The organism is Novosphingobium sp. BL-S-32 (assembly GCF_056857055.1).
On record NZ_CM166477.1, the window covers coordinates 1,728,144 to 1,747,921 of the forward strand.

Genomic DNA, 19,778 nt, shown 5'->3' on the forward strand with positions numbered 1-19,778 from the left:
GCCGAGGTTCCGATCGTTCCGGATGCCCTGTCGGAGCGTAACCGACCTTTTAATCGAGCGCTATTCTCTCTCTCGTCATGATAGATTGGCTTGTGGTTCAGCGTTTCAGTTTACGCCCTAGTCAACGGAAGAGTCGTCAACGAGGAAAATCGCCCGCGCTGGGCAGCGGTCGACCGCCCGATGCACCATATCCTCGAATTCCGCAGGCACCTCACCGACCAGCACGGTAGCATAGCCGTCTTCGTGCAGCTCGAACGCTTCGGGACAAAGCCCCACGCAGATCCCGAAACCGGCGCATAGATCCGGATCGACACGGACTTTCATCGCGCAACAGCCTCCACCGGGTCAAACTCCAGATTGATGTGCGTCAGTCCGCGCAGAATGAAGGTTGGCAGATAGCTGTAGCGGCGTGCGTCGCGCGGGCCGTGAACTTTCTCGGAAATGCGAATGTCGGTGGTCCGATCGAACATGCGGTTGAGGCTGACAACCGCCTCCGCCCGCGCCAGCGGAGCGCCGGGGCAGGCATGACGACCGGCGCCAAATGCCACGTGGAGCCGCGCGTTCTTGCGGGCCATGTCGAACTCGCCGGGGTTTTCAAACTTGCGGGAGTCCCGGTTGGCCGCGCTGTTCGAGATATAGAGGAAGCTGCCGGCCGCGATATCGACCCCGCCAAGGGTTGTCGGCTTCTTGGCCAGTCGGAAGTCGCCTTTGACCGGGCCCTCGATGCGCAGGCATTCCTCGACGAAATTGGGGATGAGGCTGCGGTCTTCGCGAAGGCGCTGCTGGAGGTCGGGCCGCTCGCCGATCACCTGGAAAGCGTAGCTGAGCAACCGCACCGTGGTTTCCTGCCCGGCCGCGAACAAGTTGGCCGCAATGCGGGCCACGTCGATCGGTTCCGGCACCTCGCCACCGGGGAATGTCGCCTTGGCGAGGCCGGTCAGGATATCCTCCTTGGGATTGGTCCTGCGGTCCGCGATATAGGCCGAGAACGTGTCGTACAGCCACTGCAACGGCGAGTGATGAACGCCTCCGTCGGTGCCGCCGACCACGGCTCCGCCACTCTCCTGCTCCACGCGAATGAGGTGCTTGCGGAATTCGACCCGATCCTCAGGCGGCACGCCGAGCAGGTCCGATACGACAAGCACGGCGAAGGGCTGCGCGAAGGCGTCCATGAACTCACACTCGCCGCGCGCAAGGAAGGTGTCGATCTGCTCGTCCGCCAGCTTCCACATGAACTCCTCATTTTCCCTGAGGCGCTTCGGCGTGATGAGCGACATCAGCAGCGACCGGTGCATGGTGTGCACCGGCGGGTCCATCGTCGGAAGCTGATCGCTGAACGGCGTCTGATCGCGATAGGCTTCGATCAGTTCGGAAACATCTTCGTTTTCATGCCCCTCGAACGGAATAGGGCAGCCTGCGAACGGTCCAGTCGTCGACATGCAGGAAGAGAAGCGAGCGGGATCGTTATAGACCTCAAGGGCTTCGTCATAGCCGGTGACCATGATGATGCCCTGATGCGGCTCACGCACTACCGGAGACTGGTCTCTCAGATAGTCGAAATAGGGGTACGGATCGTTGACGAACCGGTCGCTGCGGAAGAAATCATGCTCCTCAAACGCGTGGGGCGTGTCGTTCATGGTCTCTCCTCTGGCGTCGCCGGAATGTTCACGGTCTATGTTTGGCTGATAGCCGGTCGGGCATATAGCAATGACGCCGGAGACCAGCCACAAGCCCGGTTTGGACACAAATACTCATCGCCTGAACGATCAGCGCCATTCTTTGGCCTTTGTCCAAAAACTGGAGAAACGATCGGCAGAGTCCCGGGAATAAGCCGCCAAGTAACGCAGACAGGCGCGCAATCACCACGGTTCGGCCGGTATGGGTCTTCCGCGCTTCGCCAAAGGCGCGGTATATGCGCTCCAATGGCGGAGCTTTCAGCAAACCCACAGCTCCGGGCCGGGGGACTGATGGCTCCGCTGCTGCTCGGATTGCTGCCCGGGTCCTCGGCATTGGGCGGGGGCGTCACCGGAGAGATCGGCCCGGTCGTCCCGGTCGCGCGCATGATTGCGGGGGTAGCGACCGGCTTGCAGGCCTTCGCCTTGCCCTCCACTCCCCTGCCCGCTCTTCCCGAGGTGGTTCCCCCCGGCATGCCGGACGATGCCGCGCGCGAGGCGGCCAGGCGGATCAATGCCTCCATTCCCTTTGCCAGCGGACGCGAGACGCCGGCCGCCCCGTTCCGCTTCGTCGGATCGCAGGAGGACCGCCTTCGCGCGATCGACTGCATCGCCAGCGCCGAGTACTACGAAGCCGGCGGCGATCTCGACGGGCAGCGGGCGGTCGCGCAAGTGGTACTGAACCGGATGCGCCATCCCGCCTTCCCCGCCAGTGCCTGCGGCGTCGTGTTCCAGGGCGCCGAGCGCGCGACCGGTTGCCAATTCACCTTCACGTGCGACGGCGCCATGGCAAGGCGGCTGATGCCCTGGCTTTGGGACAAGGCCCGCGCGATCGCGGCCGGCGCGCTCAATGGCGCCGTGTTCGCTCCGGTTGGGCATGCCACGCATTACCATACGGATTGGGTAGCCCCGCCCTGGAGCGGCGAACTCGACAAGATCGCGCGCGTGGGACCGCACCTGTTCTTTCGCTGGCGCGGCGGCTGGGGCAGTCCGGCGGCCTTTCGCCAGCGTGTCGATCCCGGAGAGTCGGCGATTGCGCCTCTAACAGCGCTTGCAACCGGCCAGGAACCGGATCCGCTTGCGGCCGGGACCGGGGCCGACCTTATTCCGGCCGTTGCGACGGCTTTGGCCGACCCGCCCGATCCCACGTCTCCGGATGTGATCGGTGTGGACCTGCGGGGCGCCCGGCTGAAACTGCTGAAACCATCGGGCGATGCCTTCGGCCTGCTTTTGCCGCGCACCGCCCCCGGCTCCTTCGGATCGCTGGCGCTCGATCTCTGTCGCGGGCGCAGTTTCTGCGAGGTGACGGGCTGGGTCGACAGCGCGGACATTCCCCGAAGCTATCCGATCCCGACCAGCGCGCGGCGGTCCATGGCCTTTCTCTATTTGCGCGATCAGGCCAGCCACCGCGAGATGACCGCGTGGGATTGCAAACTCTTCCCGCGTAACGATCCCACCGAGTGCCTGCGCAAGGTAACCGCGCCCAAGATCGTCGCGGCCAGCGCGCCCGCAGTGAAAGTCGATGCGCCGACCGCCTTGCAATAGCCGGCATCCGCGCCCTGCCCGTGCTAACCTCGAAACCGTTCACCGCGTCCCGGCAAAGGCCCATCGCACCGCCCCGGCCATGGCCCGCGTGCCGATCATTTGCGGCCACGCCGAAGCCCCCGGCCGTTTCAATCCCAGCAAGATCCGCGCGAACGGTGGCAGCAGATCCACCGCCGCGACCGCAAGGGTTCTCGCCACCGCTCCGGAGCGCCGCTCCCGCTCGCCATTCAACAGGAACGAGGCCACCTCGCGCGCCGCAAGACTGCCTTCGAGTTCACCTCGCATGTCAGCCATCAGCGACTGGGCTTCCAGGCGATTGCGCGGAAGCGGCGAAGCCCCCAGCATCTCGGCCACGACCGCGCTTTGTTCGAAATAGCGGTCCTGCGCGGCCGGTGGCATGCCGGGATTTCCATAAGCCAGATAGGCCTCCAGAAAGCTCGTCGCCTCCGCAAGATGTACCCATGCAAGGACCCGAGGTTCGGTCGCCGAATAGGTCCGGCCATCCGGCATTGTCCCGGTGACGCGCGCGTGAATGGCATTGACCCTGTCGATGGCTTTCCGGGCCTCATCGCGATGACCGTAAGTGGTCAATGCAATGAACCGCGCGGTTCGGCGCAGCCGCCCCTGCACGTCCTCGCGAAAATCGGAATGATCGAGCACGCCCTGCAACGCCGCCGGATGAAGCATCTGCAACAGCAGCGCCCGCATGCCGCCAACCATCATGGCGACCACATCGGCGTGAACCATGCGGATCGGGCTATCTACCTCGAACAATGCGTCATTCGAAGGAACGACCGGCATCTCGCCCTTCTCGCGGTCATTGAAAACGCCGCGCACCTGCCGCACGAGCAGGCCGCGCACGGCGGAAGCGGGACCGGGAATATTCAGCGCAGCCATAAGGCGATCCTGCCTGAAATCGAGACGACGCGATAGCGACAGCCCCATGACAAAACGACTGGCCGGCGGTAAGGCTCCGGCCCCGCCTTTTCCGGGCACACCTCAATCAAGCCGCAGCTATGTCCCGCCCTTCACCCGATGCCCTGTACCGCGCCGCGGCGTTCCTGGATCCCAGCCCCGATTTCCGCGTGTTGCGCCGTCTTCAGCCGGTCTCGCGATTTCATGCGCCCAGGCCGGGAGGAAACAGCCGGATCGGCGTTGCCATCGATGTCGAGACGACCGGCCTTGACCACGAGACGGACAAGATCATCGAACTCGCCATCCAGCGTTTCCGCTTCGATGACACCGGCCGCATCGTCCAGGTCGGACAACCAAGGGTATGGCGCGAGGATCCAGGCGTGCCGCTTGATCCCCGAATTACGAAACTGACGGGTCTCACGAACGAGGTTCTCGAAAACCAGAAAATCGACGAGGCACTCGCGATCGAGATCCTGTCCTCTGCTGATCTCATCATCGCCCATAACGCGCGCTTCGACCGCCCCTTCGTCGACAAACGGCTGCCGGCTATCGCGGGCAAGCCGTGGGCTTGTTCGATGGCCGAACCGGATTGGCTTGAACTGGGCTTCGACGGCAAGGCGCTGGCCCATCTCGTCTCGCAGTGCGGCTGGTTCTATGAGGGGCACCGCGCCGAAAACGACATTCTGGCGCTGATCTACCTTCTCGCGCACGACCTGCCAGATGGCGTGACGATCCTTGCCAAATTGCTCGCCGCGTCGGAACAGCCAAGCTACCGCGTCAATGCGATCGACGCCCCGTTTGAATCCAAGGATCTGCTCAAGGCCAGGGGTTATCGCTGGAATGCAGCGCTCCGGTTCTGGTCGAAGGAAATCTCCGCGACCGATCATGATGACGAGAAACTCTGGCTGACGAATGAAGTCTACCGCGGGTTCGGCGAGCCTGCGTTTATCTCCGTCACGGCATGCGAACGGCACGGCAAGTCCTGAGGAAGCCGCACACGCTCGACGCTGCCACGGGTATCAGGGGCGCATGGCGAAGGCGATCGTGTTGGTGTTCGCGGTACAGGCGGTGGAGGCCCCCGGGCGATAGCTCATGTCGTACTGCACGCCTTTGCCAACTTCGGTCGCCGCCTTTCCGAAGATCAACGGCGGATAGGAAACGAGCGGGCGCACGTTCGCCGTCGAGCCATTGGCGTTGATGTCGTATTCCAGATTGACCCAGCCTTCGAAGCCCATTTGCATGGCTGACAAGGGATAGTCGCCGCCAGTCACATTGGTACGCCGGAGCGCCGGGGGCAGGCTGAGCAGAGCGCACTGTTCATCGGTCAGTCCGGTCTTGTCGTAATAGGTCTGGGCTTGCTTCAGATTGCCCGCTGCTGCGGCGCGATTGGCTTGCTCCAGCCAGGCGAGCTGCCGCAGCGGATGGGTTTCGGGCAGCCGCGTATCTTGCGCCACTTGCGCCACCCAGGCGTCGGTCTGCGGATCGCGCCGCGTCGTCCGCTCTCCCGCGGCATCGAGCAGGAGCGTGTCTGCGGCCAGTGCGTCGGCGGCGATCGCCGGCTCCGCCGCCAGCGCAGCCCTCGCCCGGCTGCGATCCCGTGCCCTCTGCTTGCTGTCCGGATCGCGATGCACCAGTTGCTCTACGCGCAGCGAGTTCGTGAGTTCTGCCGGAAGAGATGCCTGCGTGGCGATCTGAACGGCCTTGTCGGCCAACGCGGACGGGGCATAAGGATCGAGATCCAGGATCATGCCCAGCGCTGCGGCGCGTACCGCTGCGCTGGCGGCGCCGGTTTCGTCTTCTCCCAGCCGGTGCAGCCGGGCGAGCACGGCGATACGATCGCCCTCCAGAGTATCCGCCGGCAGGACCGTCGCGGCCCAGTTGGCAAAGCGCGCGTTCATCGGTGCCCATAGGCCAGGAGCCTTGCCCAGCCGATTGCTGCACCGCACTTCCACGCGCGCGGCGACGCGATAGAAGGCGGGAATGGCTGCGGCACTGTCCGGCCCCCAATACCAATCATGCACGGCCTGTTCGAAGGCGGCCGCCACTTGCGGACCACCCCGCGAATAGACGGTCTGCGCGTAAGCCACGGTGCCATCGTCATTGATACCGAACTCCACCACGGCCACGTCATCCGGGCGCAGGCCGGTCTCCTCACCGCACAGCGGCGGATCCATCGATTCCGCATGGACGAACGGCTTGCCGGAAAGGCGGCCGGCACCGGTATAGGCCAGATAGAGGCGGGCATCGTCCCGGCGTCCGATCAACATAGCTGCCATCGCCAGGTCCCCGCGCAAGGAAACCTCGTCAACCGTCGTGCGCAGGGTCAGCCCGCCGCTGAGTGCCAGTGCCTGCTTCAGTTCCTTGTAGGCTTCTTCCGCCCGGCCCTGATTGAGCAACGTGCGCGCGTAAAGCGTGCGATAGGCAATGGCGTTCTTTTTATTCATCTCCGGAAGCGAGTCCATGATCGCCAGCGCTTCACGCGCCGGGGCAAGCGCTTCTTCGGTTCCGTCGAATGCGGTCGCACGGGCCAGACGCAGCAGCGGATCGAGCCGGAAGGCGCCGGTGCGGCCTTCCAGCGCCAACCGGTAATACGCCGCGGCGCCCGTGCGATCGGAAAGGGCCATGCGCACATCGCCCAATGCCATCCGCGCTTCCGATACGTCGGAGGCAAAGTCCGGCCCGGCGGCAATCAGTGCGGGCAGACCCAGCGCGATCGCACGCTCCCCTTCATCCCGGCGGATCTGGCGGACCAGGCAGATGCCCTTGCGCACCGCCACCGCCGAAGCGGGGAACGAGCCCGGCTTGAGGTGAGGATCCTTTTCCAGCGCCTCGAACTGCGCGATCGCTTCCTTGCATTGGCCGCTGTTTTGCAGAGCGCTGGCCGCATCGAACTTTTCCTGAAGCGTCGTCGGCGTCACAGGTGCGGCAGCGGCCGAAGCGGCCGCAAGAAAAAGCATCAGACTCACGAATCTTCCCCCATCGCACCACGCAGATGCAACGGCAGACCTATGGCGCGTCTTGCGCGATGTCCACGGTGATCGATGCCATTCTGGCTTTGACGGCGGGCTCGCGGTTGGCAGGCATGTCCCTTTCCGAACGGCCCCGGATTTGAAGTGCCCTATCAAGATATGGCAGGAGCGTTCGCGGCCCGATCTCCGCCCAAAACGCGGCGGCTCAACAAGAATTTTTAAGCAGTCGCTTATTTTATGCCACAGAGGTATTGCGATGGATTGGGAGCACCGAACTTGACCATGACCAGGAAGCGAAAGAGTGACGAAAGCGCCGGAACCAAGAGGGCCATCCTGGACGCCACTCAGCAGATAATGTGCAACGAGGGTTATGCCGCCGTCAGCTCACGACGAGTGGCCGAAGTGGCCGGCCTGAAGTCCCAGCTCGTCCATTATCACTTCGGTACGATGGACAATCTGATGCTCGCCCTGTTTCGCCGCGCGGAAGAGGATTATCTGGCTCGGCAAGTCCGTTCACTCACATCGACGAGCCCGCTGCGCAGCCTTTGGGAGGAGTCTCTCCAGCAGGCCGACGCCCGCCTCACCATCGAATTTATCGCTCTTGCACGCCATTCCGAGGCTATTGGCAACGAAGTCCGGCGGGCGAACGAAACGACCAGAAACATCCATAGCATGATCATCGCAGGCGCTTTGGAGCGTGCCAACATACAAAGCGCGCCGGCACCGGAAGTCGTGGCCTTTCTCATTGCCGCCATCAGCCGAACACTCGGGACGGAAGAAGCCTTGGGAACGTCGCTGGCCCATGAAGCGGTTCACGCGTTTCTCGAGGGCCTGCTCAACAAGCTGGAACCGGCTTCAGCCCCGTAACGGGGCGTCAAATGGCCGATCGCCCGACCCTGCCACTTCCGGCTGATCGGTGCGCCCTTCCGAGTACAATTTATCCGTTCGCATGATACGCCCTACAAAAATATTGAGCGAGTGCTTTAATTTCTATAGGAGACATCCGGGCAGCGGGCTCAAGTTCCGCGCCATGAGGAAGAGATGTCATGGGGCCAGTGGATTTCGAAGGGCTGTTCACGCCGTTCCAGCTCGGCAAGTTCACCCTGCCCAATCGCTTCGTCTTTCCGCCGATGGGGCTCGAAGTCTGCAAGAATGGCATCCCCGGCGATGACTCGGCCGAATACTACGCCCGGCGCGCGCAAGGCGGCGCCAGCCTGGTAATCACCGAGGGGGCCTACATCGACCACCCCTCCTCGGGCGACAATCCGATGCTGGGCCGGATCCGCGGCGAGGACACGTGGGATGCATGGCGCAATGTGGCCACCAAGGTTCACCGCGAAGGCGGCCTCTGCGTGCCCGAACTATGGCATGTCGGGTTGATCCCCAGCGGTCCGGATCTGCTCGCGGGCAAGGGTATAGTTTACCGTCCGGAACTGGGTCAGGTCAGTCCCTCGGGCTATATTGCCCCGGGCCAGAAGGTGGCCGAAGGCATGTCCCATGCCCAGATCGACGAAGTGATCGCCGCTTATGCTCGCAGCACTGCCAAGGCCGTAGAGCTTGGCTTCGATGGCATCGAACTGCATGGCGCCCACGGCTATATCATCGACCAGTTTCTTTGGAAGGAACTGAACCATCGCACCGACCGCTACGGCGGCAGCCCGAAAGCCCGCGGTCAATTCGCCGCGGAAGTGATCCGCGCCTGCCGGGCCGAGCTTGAACCCGGCATGCCGATCATCATGCGGATGTCGTTCTGGAAGATGGCCGATTTCAATGCCCGCCTCGCCGAAACGCCGCAAGAGCTTGAAGATCTGCTCGCGCCGCTGGTCGAAGCGGGCGTCGATCTGTTCGATTGTTCGCAGCGCCGTTTTTGGGAGCCGACTTTCGCTAACGACAGCGACCTGAACTTGGCTGGCTGGGTCAAGAAAGTAACCGGTATGCCAAGTTGCACCATCGGTTCGATCGGGCTCGACATGGATTTCCTCGCCAGCCTCAGTGCCGACACGGTCGCACCGCTCAACCTGGAGCGACTGGACGATTTGATGCGGCGGTTCGATCGCGGTGATTTCGATCTCGTTGCGGTCGGCCGCGCGATGATCGCCGAACCCGACTGGCCCAAACTCGTGCGGGCCAGCGCATTCGACCAGCTCAAGCCTTTCGCGACAAGCCTGATGGCAGACCCGCTGATGGCGCACGTGAAATAGCGACGATAACGGGCCCGGCGTGGCTTGGCTCAGAGATTGTCAGGGAGGAAGTACGATGGCCAAGTCAAACGGCGGATCTGCCCTCCCTCCGATTGTCTACGGGCCGGCGCTGTCCGAAGAGCCTGATCTCGGCGCTTTGACCTTGGGCGGCTATTTGCGTGAGGTCACTGCGCGCTTCACAGAGCGCGAGGCACTCGTCATGCACGAGAATGGCGGGGAGATCCGCTGGTCCTACACCGACCTTTGGGACCGCGCGATGCAGGTCGCGCGCGGACTGCGCGCGCATGGCGTCGGCAAGGACAGCCGCGTGGGCGTCATGATGACCAATCGTCCGGAATGGCTCGCCGGCGTCTTCGGCGTGGCTCTTTCCGGCGGCGTGGCCGTGACGCTCAGCACCTTTTCGACATCATCGGAACTTGACTACCTGCTGCGCAGTTCGGCCGTGTCGATCCTCTTGTTCGAAGGAAAAGTCCTCAAGAAAGACTTCTGCCAGATGCTGGAGGAACTGGAGCCTGCCATCCGGCAGTGTGCCCCCGGCAAACTGGTTTCGCAGAACTATCCGTTCCTGCGCCGCCTTTTCAGGGTGGGCGCCACTTTGCCAAGTGGAGCGATCGAACCGTGGGACGCGCTTGTTGCAAGTGCGGCATCAATACCGGAAGCCGTGATCGAGGAAATGGCGGCGGCGGTTCAGCCGCACGAACTGGGGGCCATCCTCTATTCGTCGGGCTCCACGGCGCTGCCCAAAGGCATCCTCAATACGCATCGCGGCATGTGCATCCACTTCTGGCGTTGGCCGCGGATGTTCGGGTTGGCCGAGGACGTCCGAAGTTGGGCGCCGAACGGTTTCTTCTGGTCGGGAAATTTTGCGACCGTATTGGGGGCCACGCTTTCGTCGGGCGGCAGCCTCGTCCTGCAATCGACGTTCGACCCGGTCGCCTCGCTCGAACTGCTTGAGAAGGAGCGCGTCAACTATCCTGTCGTTTGGCCCCATCAGGCCAAGCAAATGCGGGAGGCGCCGAACTGGGAGACGGTCGACCTCTCTGCCATGAAATATGTCGACTTCGTCCTGCCACTTGCCCAGCATCCGACCATTCGCAGCACATGGTCGGAACCTGTCTGCAATTACGGTAGCACTGAGACGTTCACGGTCACCACCTGCTTTCCAAATTCCTCGCCCGAAAATGTCCGTGGCCGGAGTTGGGGCGAGGTTCTGGCCGGGAACGCAATGAAGATCGTCGACCCGCAGACCGGAAAGACCCTGCCGCGCGGAAGCCGGGGAGAGATTGCGGTAAAGGGGCCAACGCTGATGCTCGGCTATCTCGGCATCGACCCTGCCGACACCTTCGATCCCGACGGCTTCTTCCACACTGGTGACGGCGGCTATCTCGACGAATTGGGGCGGCTCCAGTGGGACGGCCGCCTCTCCGACATCATCAAAACCGGAGGGGCCAACGTATCGCCGCTCGAAATCGACGCGGTGCTGGAGAAATGTCCCGGCGTCAAAGTAGCCCGGACCATCGGAGTTCCGCACGACACTTTGGGCGAAATCGTGATCGGCTGCATCGTCCCGGAGGACGGTGTGATCCTCGACGCCATGGCGGTTCGGAATTTCGCCAGGCAGTCACTCGCCAGCTACAAGATACCACGAGAGATCCTTTTCTTGCGTGAGGAGGAACTGGTCCTCACCGGCAGTGCCAAGATCAGATCATCCGAGCTACGAAAGCTGGCATCCAACAGGCTGAGCGAGGAATGCCCGTCATCGAATTCGAGTTACTCGTCTGACAAGCGATCACGAACACTACGAGAGGATCAAGGAAATGGGGCTCCTCGAAGCTCATGCCGCACTGAAGGGTAAAGTTGCCGTGGTCGTCGGCGGCTGCGGAGAAATCCAGGGGCGGGCCTATACACTGGCTCTTGCCAAAGCCGGGATCCATATCGCTGCCTGCGACAATCACGAGGATGAGGTGGCCTCGATCGTGCCCGAGGTCGAAGCGCTGGGCGTGCGAATTCTGGCCTATCACGCTGATGTCGCAGATCCGGCAGCGCTTGACGCCTTCTACGATCGCGTCGAGCAGGACTTCGGCCAGGTCGATATCGTGGTCAACGTGCCCACCCGCTGCAAGCGCTCACGGTTCGAAGACTCCACGCGCGAAGACAATGCGCAAGATATCCGCATGAACTACGGATATATCATCGACAGCTGTCGGCGCGCGATCCCGCTGCTGCGCAAGAGCGGCGGCGGCAGCATCATCAATTTCACGACAATCGAGGCGCATCGCGGCGCCGCAACTTTCGCGGTCTACGCCGGAGCCAAGGCGGCCACAACGAACTTCAGCAAGGCGCTTGCGGTGGAATTGGGCGCGGACCAGATCCGCGTCAACCTCATCGCGCCCGATACCTCGCCGGCGAAGACGTCGAATGGGTCGCTCTATCCGGAAGACTTTGCCAGGATCGAGAAGCTTGGGCCCGAAACCCTTGCCGAAGCGTCGAAGATCTATGTCCCGATGAAGCGCGATCCGTCAGTCGAGGACCTCGCCAACGGCGTGCTGTTTCTGGCGAGCGACCTCTCGCGGTCCATCACCGGGACGACACTGCATATCGACGGCGGCACGAGCGCGGGCGGCGGCTGGATCGATTGGCCTGACGATGGGTTCATGCCTGCACCGCTTGGCGGCTCCATCGGCCGACTCTTTGCCAAAGGTTGATCAGATGAGTGAACAGAAACCGATCATCCTCCACGGCGTGATGAGCCCCAATGTCGTCAAAGTGGCGATCATGCTTGAGGAACTGGAATTGCCCTATGTCCTCAAGCATGTCGCCCTGTTCAAGGGCGAGCAATTCACGCCCGAGTTCCTTGCGCTCAATCCCGTGGGCAAAGTTCCCGTCATCGAGGATCCGGCGCTTGGCAGGCCGCTCGCCGAGTCTGGCGCGATCCTGATCTGGCTGGCCGAACAGCACGGAAAATTGCTTCCGGCCCGATCGGCCGATCGCTACGAAGTGCTCCAGTGGCTGATGGTGCAGATGGCCGGAATCGGACCGATGCTTGGCCAGTATACCCATTTCCGTTTGCTTCCCGAAGGCAGCGAGCCCTACGCTTTGGGCCGCTACGCCGCGATAGCCAAGCGCTTCTACCAACTCATCGACGACAGGGTCTCGAACCGCGAATGGATCGCGGGTGACGCCTATTCGATCGCCGACATCGCCACTTTCCCTTGGGCCGAGTACCTCGAACGCCATGGCCTTTCGATCGACAGCTATCCGGCGATGAGGCGATGGCGGGAGGCAATCGCCGACCGCCCTGCCGTCAGGCGCGCCAAGGCGCGGATCGTGGAGGAATTCGCCGCCCCCTCCGCAACGACCATGACGGCCGCGACCATCAGCGATCTCGACAGGTTCTTTGGCCGCACCGACGAAGTGCCGGTTCAAGACTTTACTTCCGTGAAGAGGATGAGCTGATGGCGATGGCCAATGCACCCTATGATTAAAGTCATTTGAAATATTAATCCAATTATTCAGCCATTTCCTACCAATCGCCACAGCGATCAAAGGGCGCACCGCCGTTCTCACGACATTACATTGTTTTCAATATCCGGAAACTCATAGTAACAATTTAGTAATACGAAAATAAAAATTAACCGCTGTAGCCAGCCAGAAATAATATCGGGGAGAGAGCTATGTCCAGGACGTGCACGATGTTCTCTAGCATGACGGCCATTGTCGTCGCACTTGCCACTGCCAATCCGGCCCTTGCCGACGAACAGCCTGCCAAACAACCCGACCAGCAAGGCAGAGCCGCTGTCAGCGTTGCACCAGGCGACATCATCGTTACAGCGCGCAAACGCCAGGAAACCCAACTCGATGTCCCGGTGATCGAACAGGTCGTGTCGGCCGAGACCCTTGCCCGCCAGCAGACCCTCGATCTTAAGGATCTCACCAAGCTAACGCCCGGCCTGATGATCGGAACGGCGGTGCTGTCGATCGGCCAGCAGGTTACTCTGCGCGGCGTGGGCACCAGTTCGTTCGATCCGGGAATCGACCAGTCGGTTTCGCTCAACATCGACGGCCTTTCGCTTGGACAAGGCCTCGCCTTCACCAGCGGCATGTTCGACGTCGGCCAGGTCGAAGTGCTGAAGGGGCCGCAGTCCCTGTTCTACGGCAAGAGCAGCCCCGGCGGCGTGATCGCGATCCACACTGCTGATCCAACCGACGAGCTCGAAGTCAAGGGTACCGCCGGCTATGAGGCAGAGGCGCATGCCATGCGTTTTGAAGGCGTCGTCTCGGGGCCTTTGAGCGATACGTTGAAGGCGCGCATCGCCGGCGTCTACTCGAAGACTGACGGGTACTATTTCAACGATGCGGACATACCAGCGACCGCCACGTTCTCACCGGCGCCGGGCGTGTCGCTCCCCGTATCGGCGCTCGGCGGCCTGTCCCCTCGCTTCAGCCGAACCGGCCGCGGCGACAGCTATCAGGTTCGCGGCACGGTGATCTGGGATCCAAGCTGGCGGTTCAACGCCAAGCTCAAGGTCAATCTTGTCCATGACAAGAGCTACAATGCTGAAAATGGGCAGCTGAAGTCCTGCCCCGATGGCGTTGGCGGAGTACCGGCCTACGGCAACGCACCGTTCATCAACCCCAACGACAATTGCAAGCTCGATCGCGTTGGCTACATCGTGGACATGAATCCCGCGAACTTTGTTGGTCTAAATAAAGAGACTTCCTATATTGAAAGTACACAGCGCTACGGCGTGCTGGAACTGAACTATAATTTGACTGACGATGTAACCGCCACGTCCGTGACAGGCTATTACAACCTGCATTCCGACAGCGCTCTGAACCCGTCGCTTTCAGGGTTTTCCGGTCCGCTTCTTGCCGTGACGAACCCGCGTTTCCGGCGCAGAGACTTCACTGAAGAAGTACGCTTCAACAGCAACTTTGCCGGTCCCTTCAACTTCACGCTTGGCGGTTTCTACCAGGACGGCAAAGTTTCCGATCGGGTGACACTATACGCCAATAAATTCTTCGTCCCGGCAGCCGCAAGCGGCATTCCACTGCAGGACGGGCTCAACCAATTTGACATCGAGACGTACTCTGCCTTTGGCCAGGTGCGCTACAAGATAACGCCCGAACTCGAACTGGCGGGCGGCGTGCGCGTGACCAATGAAAAGCGCGAACAGGATCCCCTGCTTTACTATTCACTCACCAATCTCGGCGCCGGACTGCCGGTGACGCCCACCACGCCTTACATTGTCCCGGTAGCGACGCCTCGCGTGAATTCCACCCGGTCATCCCCGGAAGTGACGATCACTTACAAGCCCACGCAAGACCTCAACATCTTTGCCTCATACAAGGTAGCCTACAAATCGGGCTCTTTCAGCATCGCGACGCCTCAAACGCTTAACGCCAATGGCTGGCTGGACAACTCTTTCGGCGACGAGAAAGTCACCGGCTTCGAAGGCGGGATCAAGGGCCGTACCTTCAACAATCAACTGAGCTTCACACTTGCAGGGTTCGACTACAAGTATACCGGCCTGCAGGTCGGCGGCATCGAACCCACGGTCGGATCGATACCCGTCATTCGGACGGTCAACGCCGGTAGCGGCCGCAGCTACGGCGCTGAGGCAGAAGCTCACTTCCGACCCGCCGCCCTGGAAGGATTGACGCTCAATGCGGCGGTAAATTACACCCACGCCCGGTTCAAGACGCTCAACAACGTTCCGTGCTACGGTGGCCAGACAATTGCCAACGGCTGCAACCAGGAATTTGTACCTTCGCCCGACCAGGCGAACCCCGGCGCCGGCGCAGTGACGGTCAACGGCCAGCAGGGCTTCTATTTCGCCCAGGACCTTTCCGGCTCCCCATTCTTGCGCGCGCCTGATTGGAGCGGGAACGTCGGCTTCGACTACGAGATACCGATCGGCGACTGGAAGCTGATCGTTTCCAATAACAATTATCTGACCTCGAAATTCCTCACCGGCCCCGGCAAGCGCAAAGATTTTTACCAGAGTGGCTATGCGAAAGTCGACGCCGGGCTGACCTTGCAGGGTCCGGACGACCGCTGGGAAGTGGCCTTGATTGGCAAAAATCTGACGAAACAATATACGGCGAGCAACTGCTCACCGTCGAACTTCCAAAATGGTCTGCTCGGCGGCCAGATCACCGGCGGCAATGCTGCCGGACCGGCGGGCGTCGACGAGATGCTGTGCTATATGGACCCGGGTCGCGAATTGTGGATCAGACTGACCCTGCGGCCTTTCGGCTGAACAATAAGCGCGTTCTCCAATCAGGTATAACTACCTGATAATTCGGAAAACACGACAAACCAAAATCGTAGAGCGGTTGATCCGACCGCATCGGATCAACCGCTCTACGATTTTTGGTGGCGCCGGAGACGCGTAAATTGATGATGAACCCATTGTGGGGCGCTCCCGTCACTTAGCCGCGCCGCGATGGTCCATCTCAAGGCTCGCGGGGAATGCCATCCGCGCGAACACTACCCGAGCGTATAGGGTCTCCGACCGCCGCGTGACCGGCTGCCGGTAACCGATTGTCTCGAAATTGACCCAAGACAATGCTACGGAGCCACATCGCGACAAGGGCGTTCAAACGACCTGCACGATTGGAGGAGCCTGAATGAACATCTACACGCTGAAGTTCCCGGACGACGGGAACGTGGGCGCGCTGCGTCTCGATTTCGACGCGGAAGACGCTGCCGATGCGCTGGTCACGGCGCACCGCAAGGCCTCCGGCGTCAGAACCGGACGGGCAGCCGAACTCTGGCAGGGAGCACGCAAGCTCTGCACCATTCGGCACGGAGCGAATGGTGGAGACGACTATCGCGGCTCTTCCAGGTCACAGATTGCCTGAGAGGCAGGATCTACGCGATATCGGGAAATGAAAAGGACCGCTCCGGGAGGCATTGGGGCGGTCCTTTTCCGTAGAGTTGTCGCGACCCGGATTTTTAAGGGGCACCGGACCGCGAGAGCGCGCCTCACGCGGCGGGCCAGCACGGATTCGGCAGAGTGCACGGCGAGCACGATGAGATGCTCCTCGCTCCTCATGCGCACTGGCATGGGCTCTCGGCACAGTGCAGGATCAAGCAAGCGACAATCAGGACCGGGAGAAACGACGATGGATGAAGATGCCGTATTCGCATTCGGCAACGCACTTGCCGCCATCGCAGGACTGCTGGAAGAAAAGGGCGTCTGCACTGCGACCGAAATTTCCCAATCGCTCGGCCATGCCGCCATGGTGCATCTCAAGGCCGGCGAGGAATACCACAAGCGCGGGCATTACTTGCGCGCCTGGGCCGTCTCGGTGAAGGCGGCGGCAGACGGCAAAAGCGGACCGAAGCGCCCCTGATTGACAGGAGTGCCCACATTCGCGCAGCCAAACCTGTGCCCCATTCCACGTAATAATTGTCGCGATACACGACAATGTATCGGCCGCCGATTTGCGCCCTTTCCGACAGGAACCGTTCAGGAGAATTGGTCTCGATAGGCAGAGCGGGACGCGACGCAGATCGAAGGAGCATTCCCACATGAAATCGATCATTCTCCGAGCGCTGCGCTGCCGGTTCGATCGGCATCGACCCAAGGCCGGACAGGTCTTCTGGGACGGCCTATGCTATGTCGGACGATGCGAAGATTGCCGGTCAGCTATTCGCCGTGTCAGCAGGACACGCTGGCATCGTGACCGGCTCGGGAACGGTCCCGGCCTGGCCTGAGACGCAAGTCCATAACACTATTCATCGTGAAGAGCGGTCCTGTGACGGCGGCTCAATGACGCTTTGTGACGAGGCGAATTTCTCCGCACAGGCTGCATGTGTCTTTCCTGCGTTCGAAGCCGTTCGAACCTGCCGGCTCGCGCCCCGCATGATCGGCGTTTTCGAGCGGCGAAAGGCCAAGCGCCTGGGTGATGCAGTCGTCGCAGACCGGCTCTGGAGAGAGCCGGATGACGCGCTTTTCGATGGAATGAAGTTCGGTCGCGGCCCTGGCTCTCGTGGTGTCTTTGGCATGTTTTCGCGTTCGCGAAACGATGGTGTGTCGGGCAGATCAGGACAACGAACTTTTAGTGTTGGCGGCTGGGCCGCGCCTGTCAGGGCGCAGCCCAGCCGCAGAAATTCCTCCCTTTTCAGGAAGATCGACCGGAAGCGGAATCTTCCGCCTCCGATCCAATGTCATCAGGCCGCGACCGGATCATTGCCAGCACGAGGTTCGCTTGCTTGACGCGGAACGCGAAATTCAAGGAAGCGCCGAAGGCGCCAAACACCCCGTATTTCCAGCGGTCAGGCTATCGCCTTGATCTTCAGCTTCGGTGTCATTTCAGCGGCAGCCTTCTCTTCCTTCTTCCGCCGTTCGAACACTGCACGCATGTGCTGACGGTCGGCATCGGAAAGGATCTTCGCGCTTTCGACGAACTGCTCCTGCTCTTCCTCGCGGATATGGTGGAGATATTCCTCCTTGAGGTCGCCAAAGCGTTCCATCCACTTACGCTTGCCCATGTCGCGCGCGGCCAGGTCGTCGAGCATCTTGTCGATTTGCTTGTGCTCGGCAACCGCGTGCCGAGCAAATTCGGTCGTTTCGGGATTGCGCAACACGGTCGACCAGAGCGCCTGCTCTTCGGCTGCCGCGTGGGACTTCAACTCGCGCACGAGTTCCTCGAACAGCGCATGGCGTTCTTCGTCCGCGCCATTCGTTGCCTCGATCATGGCAAGAAGTGCGCGGTGGCGGTCATGATCCTCGACAAGGCGGCCGAACACGTCTGGCAGCCCGCGAAGATCGTTTTCAGGGGTCTGCCCGATGCGCGCAGGCACATCGGGGGCAATAACCTTGGCCTTGGCGATCGCCTTAGCCTTGGCTTCTGCGGGGGTAAGGGGTTTCTTCTTCGACTTTGCGACCATAGGACCGCGCTCCGTTGGCAGCGAAGGCATCCGGGTCCTATCGACCCAAGCCTTGGTGGATCTTGATCAGCGTTGAGTGCTGTCAGTTGCCGGGCACAGCGGCCTTGCGCCGCGCCCGCTTGTCGAGTTCGCGCAAGGCGAGCCACCCACCTGCCGCTGCGGCCATACCGAGCGGTCCGAGGCGACGGAACACCGATATCGCGACAACGCCAAGCGCCGCACCGCCCGGGCCACTGAGCCCCGGTGTATCCTGGGCGATCTTGCTGCCGACGACAGCCGAGATGATTTTACCGATCATGACAAACCCTTTCGGGGAGTAAAACCCCCAGTTCCCCACAGGGTTCCGTCGATCCGCTTTCGCCCTTGCGGATCAGTCTGCGGCAGTCAGCTGGCAATTGACGCCGAGTTCATGGCTCACGCGCGCCGTCCGAAACCGGCGCCAGTCCAATCGTGCATGGCGAGGCCATTGCCCTGCCCCCGCCAATGGTCCATCCACGCGACACGGCACGAGACAATCTGGCAGGTAAATGGGACGCCCCCGAAAGTATAGCGATCGAGTGACCATCCAGTCCGTGGCCGAGCGTGCCGGCGTCTCCACGATGACCGTTTCGAACGTGTTCAACCGGACGGGCAAAGTGGGCGCCGAAACGAGAGCCCGCGTCATGGCCGTCATCGAAGAGCTTGGCTACGTGCCCAACCTCGCTGCCCGCCGGTTGACGGGGTCCGCTGTCGCACGGCTAGGTCTGATCCATGCCGACCGAGACAGCATGTTCATCAATGCCATGATCGCCGCAGTCTCTATCGCGGCTGCCGAAAAAGGGCTGCAACTGCTCATCCGGGCAGCCAAGGTTTCAACGCCGGAGGCAACGATAACCTTGGCGAACGGGCTGGTGCGATCGGGCGCGCAAGCGCTTCTTCTCATTCCGCCATTCGCCGAAAGCATGGCGGCGAGTGCCAAGGCAGCCAGCCTGGGCGTTCCGGTGGCAGCAATCTCGACTGCGTCTGCGCTGGCCGACATGACTACGGTGCGCATCGACAATCATGCAGCCGCGCACGCGGTCACCAGCCATCTCGTGGCGGGCGGACGCCGCCGCATCGCCGTAGTAACTGGCCCGACGAACCATTCGGATAGCATGGCCAGACTGGAGGGCCACATCGATGCGCTGCGCGACCACGGCCTGTCGTTCGCCCCCGCACTGTGCATCTCGGGCGACTTCACTTTCCTGTCGGGCCTTGAGGCCGCGGAGAAGCTTCTGGCCCTCCCCGATCGTCCCGATGCCATCGTCACTGCAAACGACGACATGGCCGCAGGCGTCTTGTGGCAGGCGCACCGTCTGGGCGTGAAAGTGCCGGCAGAACTCGCCGTAACCGGCTTTGACGACACGCTCATCGCGACGCGTGTCTGGCCCCTGTTGACCACGGTCCATCAGCCAATCCTCGAGATGGCAGCACAGGCTTTGGACCTCGTCGTCCAAGCCGCCCGCGATCCCGAAACCTATGGCGCTGCCCGCGATGTCGTGCTGCCGTTCCAGGTCATCGAACGCGGATCGAGCTGATAAATTCACGCTTGAGG

General features: G+C 61.8%; 17 protein-coding genes. 11 read left to right on the forward strand and 6 right to left on the reverse strand.

Translation table 11 applies throughout. The features are described from left to right. Positions 1-117: 117 nt before the first annotated feature. Together AC1VVK_RS24000 and AC1VVK_RS24005 are read right to left on the reverse strand one after the other, a co-directional pair. On the reverse strand, positions 118-324 hold the full coding sequence (locus AC1VVK_RS24000) for a ferredoxin (RefSeq protein WP_482905676.1): 207 nt from the start codon (positions 322-324) through the stop codon (positions 118-120). Beyond that, positions 321-1,637, reverse strand: coding sequence for a cytochrome P450 (locus tag AC1VVK_RS24005; protein ID WP_482905677.1), 1,317 nt, complete (start codon positions 1,635-1,637; stop codon positions 321-323). The genes AC1VVK_RS24000 and AC1VVK_RS24005 overlap by 4 nt, the downstream gene beginning before the upstream one ends. 330 nt (positions 1,638-1,967) lie before the next feature. Here AC1VVK_RS24005 and AC1VVK_RS24010 point away from each other — a divergent pair, with 330 nt between their 5' ends. Beyond that, positions 1,968-3,218 carry a cell wall hydrolase gene (locus tag AC1VVK_RS24010; RefSeq protein WP_482905678.1) on the forward strand — a complete coding sequence of 417 codons (1,251 nt, stop codon included), beginning with the start codon at positions 1,968-1,970 and terminating at the stop codon, positions 3,216-3,218. Between the two features lie 39 nt (positions 3,219-3,257). On the opposite strand, the gene AC1VVK_RS24015 is transcribed toward AC1VVK_RS24010, so the two are convergent. After that, positions 3,258-4,115 carry an oxygenase MpaB family protein gene (locus AC1VVK_RS24015; protein WP_482905679.1) on the reverse strand — a complete coding sequence of 286 codons (858 nt, stop codon included), beginning with the start codon at positions 4,113-4,115 and terminating at the stop codon, positions 3,258-3,260. Between the two features lie 119 nt (positions 4,116-4,234). On the opposite strand from AC1VVK_RS24015, the gene AC1VVK_RS24020 reads away from it, so the two are divergent. Beyond that, positions 4,235-5,119, forward strand: a complete 885-nt coding sequence (locus tag AC1VVK_RS24020; RefSeq protein WP_482905680.1) for a 3'-5' exonuclease — start codon at positions 4,235-4,237, stop codon at positions 5,117-5,119. A 33-nt stretch (positions 5,120-5,152) separates the two neighbouring features. On the opposite strand, the gene AC1VVK_RS24025 is transcribed toward AC1VVK_RS24020, so the two are convergent. Continuing rightward, positions 5,153-7,090, reverse strand: a complete 1,938-nt coding sequence (locus tag AC1VVK_RS24025; RefSeq protein WP_482906767.1) for an energy transducer TonB — start codon at positions 7,088-7,090, stop codon at positions 5,153-5,155. 294 nt (positions 7,091-7,384) lie between these two features. On the opposite strand from AC1VVK_RS24025, the gene AC1VVK_RS24030 reads away from it, so the two are divergent. The 8 genes from AC1VVK_RS24030 (at position 7,385) to AC1VVK_RS24065 (ending at position 16,665) form a co-directional block, all read left to right on the forward strand. Continuing rightward, positions 7,385-7,969: a TetR/AcrR family transcriptional regulator gene (locus tag AC1VVK_RS24030; RefSeq protein WP_482906768.1), complete on the forward strand. Its 585-nt coding sequence runs from the start codon at positions 7,385-7,387 to the stop codon at positions 7,967-7,969. A 179-nt stretch (positions 7,970-8,148) separates the two neighbouring features. Continuing rightward, complete coding sequence (locus tag AC1VVK_RS24035) at positions 8,149-9,303, forward strand: oxidoreductase (RefSeq protein WP_482905681.1); 1,155 nt, start codon at positions 8,149-8,151, stop codon at positions 9,301-9,303. A gap of 55 nt (positions 9,304-9,358) precedes the next feature. Next, the gene (locus tag AC1VVK_RS24040) at positions 9,359-11,158 is read left to right on the forward strand and encodes a class I adenylate-forming enzyme family protein (RefSeq protein WP_482905682.1); all 1,800 of its coding nucleotides are present in this window, start codon (positions 9,359-9,361) and stop codon (positions 11,156-11,158) included. After that, entirely contained in the window at positions 11,121-12,008 is an 888-nt protein-coding gene (locus AC1VVK_RS24045; protein ID WP_482905683.1) for an SDR family NAD(P)-dependent oxidoreductase, read from the forward strand. The genes AC1VVK_RS24040 and AC1VVK_RS24045 overlap by 38 nt, the downstream gene beginning before the upstream one ends. Before the next feature lie 4 nt (positions 12,009-12,012). Then, positions 12,013-12,759, forward strand: coding sequence for a glutathione S-transferase family protein (locus AC1VVK_RS24050; RefSeq protein WP_482905684.1), 747 nt, complete (start codon positions 12,013-12,015; stop codon positions 12,757-12,759). A 248-nt stretch (positions 12,760-13,007) separates the two neighbouring features. Then, positions 13,008-15,566 (forward strand): TonB-dependent receptor, encoded by a 2,559-nt coding sequence (locus tag AC1VVK_RS24055; RefSeq protein ID WP_482905685.1) that lies wholly within the window; start codon positions 13,008-13,010, stop codon positions 15,564-15,566. A 370-nt stretch (positions 15,567-15,936) separates the two neighbouring features. Beyond that, positions 15,937-16,170: a hypothetical protein gene (locus tag AC1VVK_RS24060; protein WP_482905686.1), complete on the forward strand. Its 234-nt coding sequence runs from the start codon at positions 15,937-15,939 to the stop codon at positions 16,168-16,170. A 264-nt stretch (positions 16,171-16,434) separates the two neighbouring features. After that, positions 16,435-16,665, forward strand: coding sequence for a hypothetical protein (locus tag AC1VVK_RS24065; RefSeq protein ID WP_132390682.1), 231 nt, complete (start codon positions 16,435-16,437; stop codon positions 16,663-16,665). A gap of 925 nt (positions 16,666-17,590) precedes the next feature. Here the strand turns inward: AC1VVK_RS24065 and AC1VVK_RS24070 are convergent. After that, complete coding sequence (locus AC1VVK_RS24070; RefSeq protein ID WP_482905687.1) at positions 17,591-18,205, reverse strand: hemerythrin domain-containing protein; 615 nt, start codon at positions 18,203-18,205, stop codon at positions 17,591-17,593. Positions 18,206-18,287: 82 nt separating this feature from the next. Continuing rightward, the gene (locus AC1VVK_RS24075) at positions 18,288-18,503 is read right to left on the reverse strand and encodes a hypothetical protein (protein ID WP_482905688.1); all 216 of its coding nucleotides are present in this window, start codon (positions 18,501-18,503) and stop codon (positions 18,288-18,290) included. Between the two features lie 259 nt (positions 18,504-18,762). On the opposite strand from AC1VVK_RS24075, the gene AC1VVK_RS24080 reads away from it, so the two are divergent. Further along, positions 18,763-19,761 carry a LacI family DNA-binding transcriptional regulator gene (locus tag AC1VVK_RS24080; protein WP_482905689.1) on the forward strand — a complete coding sequence of 333 codons (999 nt, stop codon included), beginning with the start codon at positions 18,763-18,765 and terminating at the stop codon, positions 19,759-19,761. Positions 19,762-19,778 lie beyond the last annotated feature (17 nt).